The sequence below is a fragment of the Membranihabitans maritimus genome (genome assembly GCF_021729145.1).
Lineage (GTDB): Bacteria > Bacteroidota > Bacteroidia > Chitinophagales > Saprospiraceae > Membranihabitans > Membranihabitans maritimus.
The window spans coordinates 321,819-339,187 of sequence record NZ_JAJSLW010000002.1; the positions used below are offsets into that span (position 1 = coordinate 321,819).

At 40.2% G+C, this 17,369-nt stretch carries 14 protein-coding genes; 1 reads left to right on the forward strand and 13 read right to left on the reverse strand.

Features of this window, described 5'->3' with window-relative positions:
* The first annotated feature begins 20 nt into the window (after positions 1-20).
* Positions 21-419, forward strand: a complete 399-nt coding sequence (locus LVD47_RS03330; protein ID WP_236974122.1) for a DoxX family protein — start codon at positions 21-23, stop codon at positions 417-419.
* Positions 420-519: 100 nt separating this feature from the next.
* On the opposite strand, the gene LVD47_RS03335 is transcribed toward LVD47_RS03330, so the two are convergent.
* The 13 genes from LVD47_RS03335 to LVD47_RS03395 form a co-directional block, all read right to left on the reverse strand.
* The gene (locus LVD47_RS03335; protein WP_236974123.1) at positions 520-1,479 is read right to left on the reverse strand and encodes a DUF3078 domain-containing protein; all 960 of its coding nucleotides are present in this window, start codon (positions 1,477-1,479) and stop codon (positions 520-522) included.
* Between the two features lie 345 nt (positions 1,480-1,824).
* Positions 1,825-3,396 (reverse strand): SLC5 family protein, encoded by a 1,572-nt coding sequence (locus LVD47_RS03340; protein ID WP_236974124.1) that lies wholly within the window; start codon positions 3,394-3,396, stop codon positions 1,825-1,827.
* Entirely contained in the window at positions 3,396-4,778 is a 1,383-nt protein-coding gene (locus tag LVD47_RS03345; RefSeq protein ID WP_236974125.1) for a hypothetical protein, read from the reverse strand. The genes LVD47_RS03340 and LVD47_RS03345 overlap by 1 nt, the downstream gene beginning before the upstream one ends.
* Before the next feature lie 10 nt (positions 4,779-4,788).
* Positions 4,789-5,550, reverse strand: coding sequence for an SDR family NAD(P)-dependent oxidoreductase (locus LVD47_RS03350; RefSeq protein WP_236974126.1), 762 nt, complete (start codon positions 5,548-5,550; stop codon positions 4,789-4,791).
* Positions 5,551-5,622: 72 nt separating this feature from the next.
* Entirely contained in the window at positions 5,623-6,801 is a 1,179-nt protein-coding gene (gene dgoD / locus LVD47_RS03355) for a galactonate dehydratase (protein ID WP_236974127.1), read from the reverse strand.
* A 113-nt stretch (positions 6,802-6,914) separates the two neighbouring features.
* Positions 6,915-8,279: an aspartate aminotransferase family protein gene (locus tag LVD47_RS03360; protein ID WP_236974128.1), complete on the reverse strand. Its 1,365-nt coding sequence runs from the start codon at positions 8,277-8,279 to the stop codon at positions 6,915-6,917.
* A gap of 104 nt (positions 8,280-8,383) precedes the next feature.
* Positions 8,384-9,613, reverse strand: coding sequence for a Gfo/Idh/MocA family oxidoreductase (locus LVD47_RS03365; protein ID WP_236974129.1), 1,230 nt, complete (start codon positions 9,611-9,613; stop codon positions 8,384-8,386).
* 38 nt (positions 9,614-9,651) lie between these two features.
* A complete protein-coding gene (locus LVD47_RS03370) occupies positions 9,652-11,136 on the reverse strand; it encodes a sulfatase family protein (RefSeq protein ID WP_236974130.1) in 1,485 nt (494 codons plus the stop codon).
* A gap of 11 nt (positions 11,137-11,147) precedes the next feature.
* Positions 11,148-12,119, reverse strand: coding sequence for a 3-hydroxyacyl-CoA dehydrogenase family protein (locus LVD47_RS03375; protein ID WP_236974131.1), 972 nt, complete (start codon positions 12,117-12,119; stop codon positions 11,148-11,150).
* Positions 12,119-13,513, reverse strand: a complete 1,395-nt coding sequence (locus LVD47_RS03380; RefSeq protein ID WP_236974132.1) for a Gfo/Idh/MocA family protein — start codon at positions 13,511-13,513, stop codon at positions 12,119-12,121. The genes LVD47_RS03375 and LVD47_RS03380 overlap by 1 nt, the downstream gene beginning before the upstream one ends.
* A gap of 6 nt (positions 13,514-13,519) precedes the next feature.
* Positions 13,520-14,608, reverse strand: coding sequence for a hypothetical protein (locus LVD47_RS03385; protein ID WP_236974133.1), 1,089 nt, complete (start codon positions 14,606-14,608; stop codon positions 13,520-13,522).
* Positions 14,601-15,512, reverse strand: coding sequence for a DMT family transporter (locus LVD47_RS03390; RefSeq protein ID WP_236974134.1), 912 nt, complete (start codon positions 15,510-15,512; stop codon positions 14,601-14,603). The genes LVD47_RS03385 and LVD47_RS03390 overlap by 8 nt, the downstream gene beginning before the upstream one ends.
* Before the next feature lie 35 nt (positions 15,513-15,547).
* Positions 15,548-17,350, reverse strand: a complete 1,803-nt coding sequence (locus LVD47_RS03395) for a RagB/SusD family nutrient uptake outer membrane protein (RefSeq protein ID WP_236974135.1) — start codon at positions 17,348-17,350, stop codon at positions 15,548-15,550.
* Positions 17,351-17,369 lie beyond the last annotated feature (19 nt).

The following is a 17,369-nucleotide window of genomic DNA, read 5'->3' on the forward strand; positions in this document are numbered from 1 at the left end:
TCAAAATCAAAAAGTAAATTATGAAGAATAATACCTTATTCATTCTAACCCTTCTTTTCGGACTAATGATGGTTAATGCCGGCTTGAACAAGTTTTTGCACTATATGCCAATGCCAAAGCCTGATGAAGATACAATGGCCATTTTTGGTGCTTTTAGTACACTTCTTTGGATTATGCCTTTGGTTGCCATCATAGAAATAATCGGGGGAATCCTCATATCTATACCCCGTTTTCGGGCGTTAGGAGCCATTGTCATTTTTCCGGTAATGGTAGGGATCGTAATACACCATTTAGTTCTCGATCAGGAGGGGTTGGCTATACCCCTTGTGATGGTTTTAATTAATTTCTGGGCAATTGCAGATAATATAGACAAATACCTGCCCATGATTAAAGAACAGCTAGAAAGTACTGCTGATTAGATTTTTTTATGAAGTATTTTTTCCCATTTTTAAATGAGATAATAAAAAAGCCGGAACCTTTCGGAACCGGCTTTTAAAAATAACTTCAGTATTTTTTTATTTAAAACGCATAATTCAATCCCAGGCTGAAAAAACTCTGCATATCCTGGTTTTCAAATTCAGCTTTTCGCAATCCCCATCCGACGCCAACGCCAATCCCTTTCCACAAATTGAAAGCAATGTTGTTGATCCATGAAAATTCAGACATGGAAGCGTCAAAAACCTCTCCTTCGGGAGTCATAGCTTCAATAGTCTGGTCTCCATAGGGAAGGAAAGAGGTAAACGTCGATGTAAATAACATTTCATTTCCAACGATGGTGAATTTTTTATTGTATTCGGCTCTGAGTTTAGCACCGAGTGCAGCCTGGTTTTCTACATTATCAAAACCGGAAAAAGAAAAGTGGTAATTTAATGGGTGTACAATAACGACAAGGTTATTATTGGGAGTCCAGGTGGCACCCGCCCCCAGGTCTGCGGTACCAGGACTTAGAAAATTGCCTAAGGATGTATTCAATTCACCCATGGCAGATGCCGCAAACTTAGGAGAAAATCTGTACCCATAAAGTGAAGATAAGTTTAATAAATCTACTGTACCGTTATCGAATAGCCCGTCATCCTCGCTATCATCTAAATCGATATCTTGCCATTGCTTGGTAAGTATGCCGGAATTTCTCCACATCGACTTTTCTTTGATATTATTGGCATACCCGGAAAGGTTTAATCCGAGGCTGGATGATTTGGCATCGGGATTGGGACTGGCTGCCCATCGCTTATTATTGTTAAAGGCGAATCCGACGGTACCGCCAAAGCCAAATTGCCATCCACCCAGTATATCAATCTGCTTTTGTAATGCGGAGGCTGAACTCTTTAATGTATTGACTTCAGCGGTTTTTTCATTAATTTCACTTTGTATTTCCGCTTTTTGTTCTTTCAATTCTTCAATACTCACTTCATCCTGGGCCTGGAGTGTAATAGAAAATAAGGGAATAGCCAACAATAGAAATAAGCGTAAATTTTTCATTATTATAGTTTTTCTTTAAAAAAATCCATTCTTGTGACGCAAACATACAGTAAAAGTCATGTATTGGACTGTAAAAAAAATGTTAAAAGCTAGCCTGGACGGATAGTTATAAGTTTAAATGATGGAATATATACAATGGTTTTCCTATTCCGTTATCGGTAAAAGGTAAGGGAAAGAATGCTGTAAAATTGCCTTTGCTCTTCAATCTTGTGAGTTAATTGTTCTCAAAATTTCTGCTCTTGAAATAGCGATCTTTTTATCTCTAAGGCAATTAGGATGCAAAGTGACACTTAGGAAAAATCTCTTAGCGCAACTAACTGCTTTCCATATTTGAGTGGTCAGAATTTAAGCATACCGGATATAAAAGAACAAAATAATAGCGGTAATCAATCCCCACCAGATCACAGGGTGTCTGACCCCTCTTTGAAGAGCCCTTTCCGAAGGAGGTAGTGAAAGGCTTTCTTTGGTCCAGATCAAACCTTCTAACTCAGCTTCGGTCTTGGGTTTTGTGAACAAACTAATGGCCACACAAACCAGCATACAGGTCCAGAAGACAATGCCTGTTCGATTGAAGAAGGGCATGCCGGGAAACCATATTTCCATGGCTATAGACATAGGGATGGTCAATATCCCGGCTGCCAGAGCCCCGGCATGTGTTGTTCTTTTCCACAAGATTCCCATTAGAAACATAGTGGCAATTCCGGGAGTAAACAATCCATATGCATTGAGTAAATAAAGAAATACCGGTTTATCCGAATGTTCGAGAAAGAGTGCCGTACATAGGATGCCGATGACAATAATTACTGTTCCCGAGATTCGACCAAAACGAACTGCTTGTTTTTCAGAAGCATTTTTCTTGAAATAAGGAAGGTAAACATCTACAGTTAATATGGTTGTGCAAGAATTGATAGCCCCGGAAAGATGCGACATGATTGCGGCGATAAGCCCTGCCATAACCAACCCTACCAGTCCCGCAGGTAATAATTCTTCTACAAGCATAGGGAAAAGCAAGTCAGGTTGTTCCAGGTCCGGAAAAATCTGCGGTGCCACCAATGCGGGAACAACAATTATCAAAGGTACCAGGAATTTGAGATAGTCACCAAAAATTACCCCCATCCGGGCATGCCATTCATTTTTAGCAGCCATTACACGTTGTACGATAAACTGATTGGTAGCACAATAGAAGATGCTGATGCACAGCATCCCGCCTAGATACATTGTCCAGGGGAAATCCGGATCATTAGCAGGTAATATTATATCCCAATCTTTCGAAGTTTCCAGAACGGATGACCATCCGCCTGTGGCATTTACAGTAGCAAATGTAAGGATAATTCCTCCCAAAATTAAAATACCCAGCTGCAACATTTCTGTCCAAACTACTGCTCTCAAACCCCCGGCAATAGTATAGATTCCGGTGAGAAGTGCAAGCGTGACGACGCTGGACATTATTGGGATTCCGAGAAGGGAATGTAAGGCCAGTGCTCCCAGATACAACACCCCGCTTATTTCTACTAATACGTAGGTAAACAGAATAAGAGCAGAATAAACTGTCCTTGAAGCAGTCCCGAATCTTTTGTGAAGAAACTCGGGAACGGTATAAAATCCATTGCGGATATAAAAGGGTAAAAAGATCCAAAGTAATGCATTGAATCCAATCAATACAGCACCCCATTCAACCACTACTGCTACAAAACCTCTTTCGTAAGCCACTCCCATAGCCCCGACCAGGTGGTGGCTGCTTATATTGGCTGCAATTATACTACCTCCGATCATATACCAGGGAAGTTTGTCCCCTGCCAGGAAATAGTCTCTTTTGGTTTTTTGGCCTTTTCGCGAAGCCCAAATACCTACTCCAATAATAGCTAGTATGTAAATTGCAAAAATAGCAATGTCAAGGGAAGTCAGATTCAGATCCATTAGTTCCTTTTCATTTGATGGATAAATTCGGATGTTTCTTTGATTAAGTTTTCCAGAGAGCCTTTTTCAAATGGAGTCTGCCATACTGAGTAAATGTTTTCACTATAAAAGTCTTTAGGGGGCAGGTATCCAATGGAACCATTTACCAGGTTCATGATTGCAATATGATGTTGGTTGAATTGATCTCGTATGGTTTGCTGAAAAACGGAATAGGCTTCATTGGGTTGACCTATCAAAAAAGCTCCCCCAAGTTTCCATATCCAAATAGGCACATTGGTTCTTTCCCCGTCTCCGATCGCTGACCGAATGCAATATTTTCTCCAGAGGCGCTCTTTTTCAACAGGGTCCCTTGTTTTTTTCCACATTCCTTCCAGGGTCTTTGCATCATTCATAGATTTTACTTCATAGGAGATATGTTGATGAAGGGCATTGGCACTTTTGTCGGGTCTATGATGTTCAGAAGACCAAAGCGCCAGAGGGGCTCCTGATTCCAAAGCTTGTTTAAATCTGATAGTGGTTTCGGGAAGCGGCATGGATTCAAGTGTAGATAGCACTGCATATCCCAATTCCCGTCCATGGCCCTCTGCTACTTTTGTGTCTCCGGTATATTGTATTGCTGGAGCCAATTCTCCGGAGGCCCCCTGTAAAAACAATACCGGGGATTGGGTGTTATTCGTCACTATTTCACGCATACTTCCTATATAGTCCGGGGATAATAAAGTATTTTCCCAGGCCAGCGTAGTCGGGTGACAGGCATAATTAACGATTGTACCTATTATTTGCCCATTTGAATTTGTCGCTCGACCTACCAAAAGCGTATCATCGGCTTCTGCCTCCGGATTGTATCCAACCAGGTATCTATCCTTGTCAGAGTCTTTAAGGTCGCGATTTTGGGCAAGCGAACATTTTCCGTAACTCCACGACAAGCAGGCAATAGATGCTTGTCCCAGGGCATTTGATATAAGATCTATGGCAGTTTTTATTAAAAAATCGAAATATTCAGGTATGAGTTCTCCACCTTTTTTGTCCTTATCAGCCTGGCAAATACTGGGACCAGAGTGTGTGTGCGAAAGGCAGAGCATCAGATTGGGTTCGGGTATATTTATAGAATTCAGTATTCGACTTCTCAATTCTTTTTCATCCTGGCTGTTTTTCCACCATCCCAGGTCTACCGTCAATAATACCAAAGGAGAATTGTTTTTTTCAGTCTGAAAAGTCATACACGACATCATAAGCGATTGGTGAATTCCAGTGGCTACGTGGATATCAGCGGCACCCCAATTCCCTGTATAGATCCCTATGCTGGGAGTAATATCCTGACTTGATACACCAATAAATCCCTTAAATGACGATGGAGTAGTATGTGTACTTGGTTTTGTCATATTCCTGATATTAAAGTGATAATCCTCCATCCATTAACAGTGTGCTTCCGGTCATATGTTGATTTTCAGGTAGGCATAAATGGATAATTTGTTCTGCTACTTCATTAGCGGAGATCAGGCGATGAACGGGCACTTTTTCGATGGATTCTTTTTCCATGCCTGGATTTTCTTTCCATATATTGCCACTTAGCCCTGCTTTTACATATCCGGGAGCAATTTCATTTACTAAAATGTCATAAGCAGCTAAATCTTTTGCCATACATTTACATAACATACGGATAGCAGCTTTGGATACGCTGTATGCCGGCATATGTTGATGTACAGAATGGGCAGCCCAGCTTCCTGTGAAAACGACTCTTCCCGGCAATTTCTGTGACAGAAGTCTGGCTGTGGTATCCCGGGTTACATAATAAGATCCGTTGAGATTGATATCTATTTCTTTTTGCCATTGGTCTGGGGTGACCTGATGAATACCAGCCATAGTGGCTGTAGCTGCGTTCGCTATAATATATTGTGGCGTGCCTATAGTATTTTCTATAGAGTCTATCCATTTCTTTACCTGGTTGTATTTGGAAATATCAACCTGGTGATACAGACATTCCACATTATATTTTTCAAGTGCTGCTACGGTATTTGAAGCAACGTCTTGACTATGCAAATCACAAATGGCAATGGATGCCCCCCTACGGGCAAATGCTGCTGCGGTAGCTTTCCCGATGTCTCCGAGTCCTCCACTGATAATAGCTACTTTCCCTTCAAAAATTCGATCCATGTTATTACTTTTATTTAACAAGTCCTTGTTCTACTTAATTGAAAGATTCATTCCTACAATCATTGACTATTATCACCAATCTCCCACACTTCCGTCAGCATAAAATGTCCTTTGTAAGACCTCTTGTTGAAACGGATGTTTTTTAATGACATCTTCGTTAATTTCAATACCTAATCCCGGTTTTTCATTGGGTCTGACTATTCGGCCTATTTTTTCAACAGTAAAGCCTTCTGATATGATTTCTTCCCTCCATGGGACGTCATTGTGGACACTTTCACAGATCATATAAGAGGGACAGGAAAACCCAAATTCGATGGATGCAGCAGTACTTACAGGCCCTTGAGGATTGTGTGGTGCTATAGATACCCGGTAGGCTTCTGCAATAGAAGCAATTTTCCGTATTTCACTGAGTCCTCCACAATGGGTGATATCGGGTTGGATTATACTTACGGCCCTTTTTTCGAGCATATCTCGAAATGCGTGAACTCCGATCAATCTTTCTCCACTGGCTATTGGGGTAGATACAGATCTTTGAATAAGAGCAATATCTTCAATAGTTTCAGGCCAGCAAGGTTCTTCAAAGAAATAGAGGCCATAGGGTTCCAGTGCTTTGGCAAAGAGCATTCCCATTCTTGGGCTGGGGCGGGCATGACAATCAACCATAATGTCGATTTGATCTCCCACAGCTTCTCTCATGGCTTGTACGCAAGCCACTGCATAATGGATGGGTTTGAGTCCTTCCAAAGGCATGGTTTCGGGTACCGCCATGGATTTAAAAGCGGTAAATCCTTCATCTGTTGCTTGAAGCGCCAATTCCCCAAATCTTTTGGCATCGTTTGGTTGGGTTTCATAAAAGTCTTCCATCTTACCTCCACCGAGATGACAATATAAACGAATGTGATCTCGCACTCTTCCTCCCCATAATTCATGGCATGGAACATTATGAATTTTTCCCAAAATATCCCAAAGGGCAATATCAATTCCACTGATAGCCGTACCTCGTACGATACCGTTCCCGTGCCAGAAGTGTTGCCTGTACATCATTTGCCATAAGTGTTCAATACGTCTGGGGTCCTCACCCACGATAAGGGTAGAAAGATCTTCTATCGCACCAATTACTGAACGCGTATGCCACTCAAGTGTCGCTTCACCCCAGCCCCATAAACCTGCCTGGTCTGTGTGTATTTTGACAAATATCCAGTTGCGCATTCGGGCATGACATACAAAAGTTTCTATGTTGGTGATTTTCATCTATTAAATTTTTTGATAACATTCTGCCCCGAAGGGATTACTTTTTGAGAATTCCTTTGAATTTTTTAATCATTTCCGGTATAGATCTTTGATTAAAAAAGTTTATGCTCTATTCATACTTTATTTTTTACAGCGAGCCTGGAATCTGACTTTGACAACAATTTTTTCAAAACTTTTTCTGTACTTTCCAGAGTGTAATCAATATCTTCAGGAGTATGCGCAAAAGAAATACTTCCTTGTTTGATGGGAAGTGGGAAATTGAAAACACCCTGTTCTATTAATTCCAGTCGGTATTTTCGGTCGAAGTCAAAGTCGTGATGATCAATAATATCGTGAAAATCTATTGGGGCATGATCCATGAAGTAAGTACAAAAAGCCGAGCCCTGGCGAGCTACGAAAAATTCAAGATCAAAGTTTTTAAAGATTTCATTTAATCCTTTCTCAAGGGATCTTCCCAGGTTTTCGACATATTCATATACATTGTACTTGTCTGAAGAAAGTTTTTTGATCGTTGCAATGGCGGCTGCGGTGGTTAATGGAAAGGCATTGAAGGTTCCTGCAATCAATACCCTTTTTTCTTTATCCGGATGGATGAAATAATCCATGTATTCCTTTTTGCCACCGATAACGCCAAGAGGATAGCCATTGGCTACAGCTTTACCAAAGGTACTGAGGTCGGGTGTCACCCCACAAATACTTTGGTAGCCTCCGAGAGCATGCCGAAAACCGGTTTTAACCTCATCAAAAATAAGGAGGAATCCATGTTTATCCGCTAATTTCCTCAACCCCTGCAGATATCCTTCTCTGGGTTTGACGATGCCTATGTTTTGTAGAATCGGTTCTAGCAAAATACACGCCACATCATAACGTTTTAAAACATATTCGACAGAGTCCAGGTCATTGAAATTAATTACATGGACCAAGTGCTTACTGGATTCGGGTATTCCAGCTGATATCGAATCAATGGGATATTCTCCAGGGCTTACCCTGGGACCTATAGCTTCTTTTGTGCTGATTACATTGCAGGCCACATCGTTATGCCATCCATTATATCCACCTTGCATAATTATGATGTGGTCTTTCCCGGTTGCCGCGCGGGCAATTCTAATGGCGTGATACGTTGCTTCGGAACCTGTAGTGGTTACCTGGATGCTCTCTACACCTGGTATAGCATCGCAGAACAAATGGGCCAATTCACCTTCCAAATCCGTAGGTCCGGCCCCCATTAATATGTGTTGATTTTCGAGAGTCCTCCGTACTTCTTCATTGATATCCGGATCATTGTGTCCCAGAAATGATGCTGCAAAACCTGCTTGATAGTCAATGTATTCATTATTGTCCAGGTCAATTACATGACTACCCGTTCCTTTTGTAAAGCAAATATTTGGTTCGGATTTCCGATTTAGGGATACTACGCCACCTGGTATCCACTTTTCATTTTCTTCTATTAATTCTTTTGATTTTTGCCAATTATTCATGAGTGATTTGTTATTTCATATAATCTGCTTTCCCGAGATTTGAAGGGAAAAATTAATTTTATTCGTAAGTCTTAATTTTTTTAAGCTTTTAAAGTATACAAGATTTACTGGGGATCAAAATTTGGTATTCTCATGTGCTCTCCGTCATTCAGAGCCGATTCGTGAGCAATGATTCCCGGAGCCGTATATGCCAATGCTTCATAAATATTGATTTCCGGTTCTCGATCCTCAATAATTGAAGAAATAAATTCATGTGTTATAAAAGTATGTGATCCACCATGCCCTGAATTATGCTGCATAGGCTTAGGTAACAAATCCGTTTCATACCATTTTTCCTGATCGTAGGGTTTGAGTTCCGGGTGCGCAACGGTAAATCCACCGTCGTCCTTTACCATTTTGTCTCCCGCGTGAACTGTGTGTACGGGTTCATTTTTATAGCCCATATAATAGCTCATTTTATCCCCGTTCCATTCCCCTCTCTCGCAATGAGATAGCGCTCCACGCCAGCAAACTTCCCCTGTGAAAGCATTGCCTTTGTCGGTTTTAAAGAGAGCTGTGGTGTTCCAGAAAGGATTGTCGTACGGGTTCCCTTTCAGGATAGGGTCGTTATCTCCCCATCCGATTCCGGTCGCATGAGTGAGGCGTTCCCCGGTTACAGCAATTAAAAATGCGGTAACATGGGTGGGATACAACATGGGAGGAAGACCGTGTCGCCATGTTGCTGTTCCGTTTGGTTCGAAATATAATTCTTCAAGTCCCGGGTGGTAATATTGAGCGGAACTACTCATGATATTTCCGAATTTCCCTTCCTTGTACATCTTTTTGGCGGTAATAGTTTCCTGCCGATAGGTTGATGTCTCGGCCATCATGTATTTTTTACCACTTCGTTTAACAGCATCAAGTATGCGGTAGCAATCGGGGATGGTCAGGGCTGCAGGTACAGCGCAAAGTGCGTGTTTGCCTGCTTCCAGGGTTTGAACTACATGATTAGCGTGGTCAGGTGCTGGAGTAAATAATCCAACCGCTTCAATTTTGGGATCTTTTAGTAATATCTCTAAAGACTCGTACGATTTGTCGCATTCATAGCGCTTCATTAAGTCCGCGCGCCTGTCTGCTCTAAGATCACTTACTGCCTCAACAGTGACATTGGGATGTTCATTAAAGTAAAATCCGAGCCCAAATCTTCCGCCCACTACTCCTACGCGTACTTTTCGAGAGGAAGTGAAAGGTGCGGCAAAGGCGAATCTCGGGGAGACGGCTAAGGTCGCGGCTGCAATGGCTGAGGTGTTCAGAAATTTTCTACGAGAAGTCGTTGATTTTGATATATTCATCATTGTTAGTTTTTATGTAATTCAAATAATGTAATTTTTAATTAAAATGGGCCTCCCGAAGTTACCGTAATTGCTTGGGGTCCTCCGGGTTTGGTACCTCGTATTCCTTTTGGTATTTCTCCCGGTTTATGTTCAATATTTTGAAGCAGCATTCCTGTGCTCCTGTCATACCAATCTGGTGTTAAATGATCAGGCAAGGAATCATCAGTTGCTTTTTGCCATTTTTTCATTATCTTTCTAAGGGTTTTTAATTCTTTTTTATATGAAGCCAATGAAGCAATATTAAATAGTTGTAGCGAGTCTTTGATGCAATTGTATAACTCTTCGCGTGGTCTCGGATTAATAAATATATCGTTTTGGGTTGAAGACAATTGCCCATTGTTTTTTAAAAAAATTAAATCTTTAAATGATGGGCTTTTTATGGCATCTGAAGGAGGTGGATTACTAAGTGAGGGTCTTTTATTTATAATGTACATGAAGTTTTTGGTTCGCACCATCCTTTCATATGTTTCAAATCCATGCCAGTTGTGTTCAGCAAATATATATTTTCGAAATTCCAGGGTAGGATTATTAAATAATGACTTGAAACTTTTTCCCTGAAAGCTTGCAGGAATATCTATACCTGCAATATCCAGTATAGTGGGAGCAATGTCTATGGCACTAACCATGGCGTTACATTCTTCTCCCATCATTTTAATTCCCTTTTTCCACTTTATTACTAAAGGGGTCTTAATCCCACTATCATATAACCGGGTTTTACATCGGGGGAAAGGTCTTCCGTTGTCTGATAATATTAGTAATACGGTATTGTTTAAAACCCCTTGTGCCTTAAGCTCTTCTTCCACTTCTCCAACGTAATGATCAAAGCGCGTAATTTCATCGTAATATTTTGCCAGGTCTTCGCGGGTTGATTTTGTATCTGCTAAAAAGGGTGGTGGCTGTATTTTATCAGCTTTATGGGTTCCTGCGAATGCATTTTTCCCCCAGGTCCTATGAGGGTCTGTGGAAGCAAACCACATAAAAAATGGCCGATTTTTTGGTCTGTTTTTTATGGTATGTATCCAATCCGATTCTCCTCCGGGGCCAATTTCTTTATCGTTTATTTTGTCAAAAGACTTTCGCGGATTATCTCCCAAATGCCATTTTCCCGATTGAGCGGTATAATATCCAGCCTGCTTTAATAATAATGGGAATGTGGAAATATTCTTAGCCAGAGCCCCTTTGTAGGTAAATTCCGGAAATCCTGTGTTGTGTGGGAACCTTCCTGAAATAATACTTGACCTGCTTGGGCTGCAGGAACTTGTAGTAAGGTAAGTATTGTTGAACTTCAATCCCTCTTTGGCAAGCCGATCTATATTTGGGGTCGATACATTTTCGTTGCCATAGCACCCTAGGTCATTCCATCCCAGATCATCTGCAATGATAAGGACAATGTTCGGTTTATTACTGCCTGATAAGAGTGTTGTGTTTAATATTAAAAGGGCATTAAACATAAATCGAATCATAATTGGAAGTACGCTATTCATACTGATATCTTCTAATACTTTTCACTTGACTGCTTTATTTTTTCTGTCGAATATTTGTGAGTAAGTTTTCTAATATCATAAGTGAAGGAAGTAAATAGTTCTTCCCACTTTTGACGGCTTTCCCTGGAATACGTGTAAAATCCTTTACCGTTTTTTATTCCCAAAGCTCCTTCCGAAACGATTTTTTCCATTAAAGCCGGAGGTTTGGTAGAGTTATTGAGTTCTGGAAATAAATCTTTCATAACGGCAAGATATGCCGGAATACCGGTAAGGTCCATAAATCTGAAAGGGCCTGCAAAGGAAATCCAATATCCGACATCATTTCTTAAAGACCGATCAACGCTTTCGAAGGTGGCATATCCGTTTTCTACCAGAAAGAAAGCTTCGCGGAGCATGGCGTACATTATTCGATTGGCAATAAAGCCCCTGATGTCTTTATGTAAAACAGAAGGTTCTTTTTCCCATTTTTTTGCAAGGTTTAGTAGAGTCGATAAATGAGTCGAATCACTTTTGTCTCCACAGATAATTTCCATAAAACGGGTAATGTGAGCAGGTTCTGCCCAATGTAATCCAAATACACGCTCTGGAAACTGCATATCCTTTTGCAGAAGTGAAACGGGGATTGCAGAGGTGTTACTACAAATAAGCGCCCCGGAATCTACAATATTTTCGAGTTGCAATAATAAGGCTATTTTTTGATCAATATTTTCTGATATGGTTTCAATAATAATATCGCATTTTCGAATCTTTTCTATTGTATGTGAAATGGTTAACTTACTAAGCAAGGAATGAGGGTCTTCATCAATTATTCCTTCATTTTTTTGTTCTCTGAGATTGTTTTTGATATTATTCAGAGCGATACTATTTTGGGTTGTATTTTTGTCAAATGCAATAACCTCAGAAGAGGAAGGTAATATGCAAGAGGTGATACTTTGCCCCATCAACCCAAGACCTACTACGGCTATTTTATATTGCGTTTCCATTAATCTGCTTTTATTTTTGTATTTCCGCCTGTTTTCATGGAAATATCTACAGGTTGATTTTGTACCCATTCGCCACGGGTAAAATCGGGAACATCTATGGACCGGGATCTTTGTGAGACCGATTGTATACTCAGTGGAAAGACAGAACTCCACAATGCTGCATCGTATACGTCCTGGTCGAGGGGTATTCCGTTTCTCAGACAATCAATGGTTCTCCAGTCCATAATGAAATCCATTCCTCCGTGCCCACCTATATTTCGAGCAATTTCACCAATTTTACTGATAATGGGAGGTTCGTATACTTTCTTTAGTTTTTCTATCTCGGCGTCAGAAATCCATTCATGTCCCCTGGAAAACCTAACCGGTTTTGGAAATTTGCGTGCCATACCTTCGGTTCCGCTAACCAGGTGAATTCTGGAATATGGTCTTGTGGAACTTACATCGTATTGAACAACAATGGTCTTTCCTTTCCGGGTTTTTATCGTAGTTGTATTTATATTCCCATTATAAGGTTGATTGACAAAATCATTGTAAAACGAATCTGTTTTGCTCTTTTCCAGTGCCATTTTGTTTAATGAAAAATCTGCACTGGATACGGAAACCAGGAATTCCATCCGGTCTCCTCTATTGATATCAAGGATTTGACATATGGGTCCAAGCCCGTGTGTCGGATATAAGTTGCCCGTGTTTTTATACATTTCGTGAAGTTCCCACATTTGATAAAATCGATCTTTATCAAAAAGATATTCTTTAAGGTCGTGGATATAAGCGCCTTCACAGTGAATAATTTCTCCGAAAAAGCCATCTCTGGCCATGTTCAACATCAGCATTTCTTCGAAATCGTAACAGCAATTTTCTGTCATCATGCAATGCTTTCGGGTTTTTTCCGAGGTTTCCACTAATTTCCAGCAGTCTTCAATTGTTTGAGCAGCGGGAACCTCTACACAAACATGTTTGTCATTTTCCATAGACATAAGTGCCATGGGTGTGTGCCACCGCCAGGGAGTGAGTATATAGATCAGGTCAATATCTTTTCTTTCGCATACTTTTTTCCATATATTCTCAGTTCCGGAGTATTCATCGGGAAAGTGCTTGAATTCCTTACAATACTCCATCCCTTCCCTAACCCTTTCGGGTCTCAGGTCACATAGAGCCTTAATTTCGACCCCCTCGATTTTGCACATTCTTTTTACAGCACTCATTCCCCGGTTTCCGATCCCAATGAACCCAATTCTTACGGTATCCAGTATGGGTGCTGCGTATCCGCTCATGTTGAATTCCGATTTCACATTTTCAGTAGTATGGCTGAAAAATGGTGTGGATGAAGGCATCATGCTCCATCCCGTAAGTGCCGTTCCGCTTTTCTTAATAAAGTTTCTTCTGCTGTTTTCCATATTGAATTACTTTAAAAATGCATCTTCTACAAATTCAGGGGAATAATGATTGGATAAAGCCCATTTTAGGGCAGTTTCGATCCGAATTCCATAATCCTGCTGATAATTGAAATAGTCAGGATAAAAATATTGTTCGTGAACTAAAAAGTCTACAAATGGGGGCAATCGTCCGTCGTTATCTTTATTACTAGTAAGATGTGATTCAATATCATCTTTTTTGATTGTATCTATGACTATGCTGGTGCGGATAAATAGTAAATTTTCCTGATTATCAGTCCAAATAAATTTTTTCTTAATGTTTCGGATTTGTTCCGAATTTAGATAATATGAGACTGCCGGAAGTTCGTTGTCAATATTGAAATACCCAATTAGGGCCTTATACCCGGCATCTTTCAAGGCTCTGCATCCTTCCAAATTTGCTGATCCCCAATGTACCGTTGTTACAGGACTCATTACTTCTTTTCCAGCGAAGCGCAGGATTTCACGGTGTATATTTGCACAATCCTGTGCCACTGTTTGATAATCCGCATTGGTATATGGAGCATCAGGAAATTCCTTTTCAGCATGAAAGCTCAATCGGATCCAATCAGAATTTGCTTGCCATTCATCTTTGAATTGATCCGTCATTTCTGATAAATCAAAACCTTCGGTTCTGTAAAACAAGTTGAAATGTACTTTTGTCCCGTACTTTTGGTTAAGTTCTCTAAAAAGTGATAAAAATGGATTATCAAAGATAGATTTATATTGGTTTTTGTGTTGATTGATATCTTTTAAAAACCAAATGCAATCATCTATTGAAAGCCGGTACTTATCCTCAAATGAATCCCCTCTGTAAATGAAGATGTTTTCTGAATATCCCGAAGTGAGGTTAACAATGTCCACTTTATTTTTACCTGGTCGCAATCCAATTTCAGTTTCGAAGCAATGTCCATTGAATTGAGCTTCTTCTCCGTTAATTTTTATGTGATTATCACTGGGGAAGTTAATTTGAAAAGGGATTATTAATAGGTCCTTTTCAAATCTTCCGTTCCTGTCTGAGAACCAATCCCCATCATTAATATTGGGGGTATTTATCTGGTTTTTTCCATTATTCATAGATCATTGGTTTGGGTCTGTCATAAATTGTCAATAAAAGGGTAGAGCATAAAACCAGAATACCTCCGATGATTCCCTGGGTATTGAGGTTTTCACCTAATAGAATGGCCGCGATGGGGATTCCAAAAAATGGAATCAGATAATTTGAAACGGCAACCTGAGTAGCCTGCAAATGCTTTAATGCACTAAAGAAAAGAACCATTGATAGAAAGTTATGGAATAATGTTAATGCACCCATTCCAATCCAGGTTTGTGTCGTAAAATATGGGATTCTGCCAAATACATCTTTTTCATAGATAAGGACAAATGGCAATAATAAGATTACCATCATCAAATAGGTGAAAAACACCATTTCAATTTCGGTGTATTGATTAGCTATTTTTTTACATCCTACATTGTAATATCCGTTTCCCACCAAAGCTGCGAAAATTAAAATATTACCTACAGCATACTTTGATCCGAAATCAATGTCTCTGATGTTTTCAAAAGTGCACAGGAAAACCCCAATTATGGCTATTCCGAAGCTCATCCACTTGACCTTATTCATTTTTTCACCCAATAAGAAAAAGGCAAAAATGGCAGTCAGGATCGGCAAAGTAAGTACTAAAATAGCCGCGTTACTGGCTAATGAATTTTGTGTTCCCCAGGTCATTAATACCTGAGCGGGAAACGCCCCTAATGCTGCAAGTTGGATAAAAATAAAAATATCTCGTATTTGCTTTCCGCTTTTCTTAAAATCCCTAAATACAAATGGGATCAATAGTACTACCGATATCAACATAGGACCCCAAACCGTAAAATATGGTCCTACCTGATCCTGTGTTAATTTTACGCATGTAAAATGAAAAGCCCAGATGAAATTGCAAAAAATCAGAGTGATCCAGGCTTTTGTATTTGTATTCATAAACATAAATTCTTTAACGCTCTTGAAGATCGGTATTAATAGCCTGAATTTTGAATTAAAGTAGGTTCTCCGTCTTTAACACTAAGATCAATTTGCTCTATTGGTATTGGGTATATTTCATTTTTTCCCTGAGTAAATGTAGCACCTTCCATATAGTAAAAATTATAATCCGGAATACTGGTCTCATGTTCAATATACTCATTGAGAACCTCGGCCATATATCCGGTACCGTTATCGTATCGCTGCAAATCAAAGAATCGATGGTGTTCCATACCTAATTCCAGTTTTCTTTCAAATCGTACGGCTTCTCTTGCGAAATCTTGCCCGTTTTCTAAAAAATGCCCGGAATATAGTCCCACCTTGTAGTTGGCTGCAGGTTCGTTTGAAAATCCTGCAAGAGGATCATTATTGTCAATATATTTTTTTACCCAGGTATCCGGATTTGCGGCTCGCATGCGGACCCTATTGACATATTCTTCAGCTTTTTCAAGATTTCCCAATTCTACTTCTACTTCTGCAGCCCAAAGTAATACATCAGCAAACCGAATAAGGTTATATGTATTTGAGGTGCTTCTTACTTCCATTGCTTGAGGTTGGGATTGGAAACTGACGTGTTTGATATGTAAGTATGGACCTGCTACGCTCTGTTGTCTTACCCATGCCAGACCGGGATTGACACCCCAATCCAGGTACGGAATACCCCTTCTTCCTACGGTCCAGTCAAGGCGGGAATCTAAGGAGCCAGAATAGGGTTCAAATGGTTCACTGGAGAGAATATTTAGATCGTGTTTGACATCAGAGTCATTGAATGACGATATGAAAGGTAATCCGGTTTCGGCATCTGTTTTGTATGAGTTTACCAAGCTAAATGAAGGTTGGTAAAACCCGTATGTGGTAAAAGGTCCACCATAGGGTCCGGAATTTCCTTCGCCGCTATTTCTAGTTCCATTTTGTCCGTTAGCGCCGTCGTTTACAGAGTGCATTACTGCAAATACTTGTTCCGGACCGTTTTTTGTATCCGGGTTAAAGTTGTCAAAAAAATGTTCATTAAGATCGTATTTTAGGCCACCCGGTGTAACACCATTCTGAATAATATCGTCAAGAAGAGGCTTGGCATCACTGTGTTTATTTTGAAACATATAGGATTTTACAAGGAAACACTTGGCAGCCCATTTATTGGCTCTTCCGGCGTCAGCTTTTGTTTCGGTTAAGTTATTGGAAGCGTATTCAAAATCTTCTTCAATTCTGGGCCAGGCATTTTCCGTATTAGAAACATAGTAATTCCCTGTACTGGCACTTACGGTTTCATCTACAAATGGAATATTCTTCCACATTAAGGCAATATACAGATGATAGACTCCTCTCAGAAATCGGGCTTCGGCTCTTATTTGTTGAGCGGATTCCGGGGAAATGCTATTATTATCTTCAGTAATCTGGAGCAGTCGGAGTACATCATTACATCTTTGAACCGCTGCATAATAGACTCTCCACCTATCATTCAATCCTCTGGTAGCGGAAGTTGCGGTATAACTCTCGAATTCAGGAACTGGTTGAAGTGCACCTGCCTCAGTCCCGGTGTGAGCATCGTCAGAAGCTACGCCTCCAAATATCCATCTGCCCATGTGCCACCCAGTACCTCCGGTTCCACTTTCGTTTAGCAAAGAGTATGCCCCGATTAAGAGTCCATTTACACCCGATTCATTAGCTAGACTTCCTGAGAAAATAGTTCCTTTGGGACTACGATTCAAAAAATCATCACTACAGGAGCCGGTTCCTAGGAGCACAAAAATTAAAATTAAATAAAGGAATGGTATTTTTTTTATGTCAAATGCTTTCATGATATCTAAATTTTATAAT